This is a genomic window from Dokdonella sp. (assembly GCF_049593775.1).
GTDB lineage: Bacteria > Pseudomonadota > Gammaproteobacteria > Xanthomonadales > Rhodanobacteraceae > Dokdonella.
The window spans coordinates 1-1,746 of sequence record NZ_JBAWHJ010000394.1; the positions used below are offsets into that span (position 1 = coordinate 1).

The 1,746-nt window shown below is 60.4% G+C and carries 1 protein-coding gene; it reads left to right on the plus strand.

The genetic code is table 11. The features are described 5' to 3' along the window. Positions 1-94 precede the first annotated feature (94 nt). Positions 95-1,746 (plus strand): asparagine synthase B (gene asnB, locus WBP53_RS13500; protein WP_423929768.1); only part of this gene is annotated, 1,652 nt, incomplete at its 3' end.

The window sequence follows — 1,746 nt, forward strand, 5'->3', positions numbered from 1 at the left end:
ACGCAGGAGCAGTTGCTGGCGATGGCCATGGATGGCCGGTATGCCAGCAACGCAGGAGCAGTTGCTGGCGCTCACCAACTTTGGAAAACCAGTCATGTGCTCGATACTCGGCATTTTCGATCTGCAGCCCGGCGACAACCAGCCAGCCTTGCGCCGGCTTGCGCTTGAATTGAGCCAGCGCCAGCGTCACAGAGGTCCGGACTGGAGCGGCGTTCATGCCGACGAGCGCGCCATCCTCGTGCATGAGCGTCTGGCCATCGTCGATCCAGCCGGTGGCGCGCAACCGATCCGCTCGGAGGATGGCGCTTTGGTGCTCGCGGTCAATGGTGAGATCTACAACCATCGGGAACTCGAGCAAACCCTGGGCAAGCCGTACGCATTCCAGACCGGATCAGATTGTGAAGTGATCAATGCCCTGTATCGGGATCGCGGGCCGGGGGGCATGGCTGACCTCAACGGTATCTTTGCCTTCGCGCTGTGGGATCGGGGCAACAATCGCTACCTTATTGCCCGCGATCCGATGGGGGTCTGTCCGTTGTATTGGGGCCATGATCGCGAAGGGCGGCTTTGCGTCGCCTCGGAGATAAAAGCGCTTGCTGGAACCTGTGCGGACGTTTCCGAATTTCCGCCCGGGCACACCTTTGACAGTGCCAGCGGCGAACTGAAACGCTACTACTTCAAAGCATGGCGAGAATACGAAAATACCCTTGATATCGAGGTTCCCGCCGCAGAATTGCGCGCAGCCTTCGAGGCTGCGGTCCATCGGCAGATGATGACCGATGTGCCTTACGGTGTACTGCTGTCCGGCGGTCTGGATTCATCCCTGGTGGCTGCATGCGCGGCACGATTTGCGCGGCGCCGTGTGGAAGAAGACGACAGCTCCGAAGCCTGGTGGCCGAGATTGCACTCGTTCGCGATCGGTCTGGAAGGATCGCCCGATCTGGCGGCGGCCGAAATTGCTGCCGAGGCGTTGGGGACGGTGCATCACGGATTTCGCTACACCTTCGAGGAAGGACTCGATGCGCTGCCTGAAGTGATTCGGCATGTGGAGACCTATGACGTCACGACCATTCGCGCGTCGACGCCAATGTATCTGCTTGCGCGCAGAATCAAGGCCATGGGGGTGAAGATGGTGCTGTCAGGTGAAGGTTCGGATGAGATCTTTGGTGGCTATCTCTACTTCCACAAAGCGCCGAACGCACAGGAATTTCATGAGGAAACCGTGCGCAAACTCGATGCGCTGCATCTGTTTGACTGCGCTCGTGCCAACAAGTCGATGATGGCCTGGGGCGTCGAGGCGCGCGTACCTTTTCTCGATCTCGAATTCATCGACGTGGCGATGAGCATGGATGCGAAGTACAAGATGGCTGGCAACGGGCGCATCGAAAAAGCCGTGCTGCGCGAAGCATTCGAGGGCGCCCTGCCGGAATCGATATTATGGCGGCAGAAGGAGCAGTTCAGCGACGGGGTCGGCTATGGCTGGATCGACGGGCTGAAGGTGCACGCCGAAGCGCAGGTCAGCGACAGGGAGTTCGCCGCGGCGGCGAAGCGCTTCCCGGTCAATCCACCGGCGACCAAGGAAGGGTACTGGTATCGCAGTCTGTTCGAACAGCATTTCCCGGGAGACGCCTGTGCGCAGACGATTCCGGGCGGCAAGTCGATCGCCTGTTCGTCAGCTGCCGCAATCGCCTGGGATCCCGCCTTCGCCAATGCCGCCGATCCATCCGGTCGAGCCGTGGTTGGGGT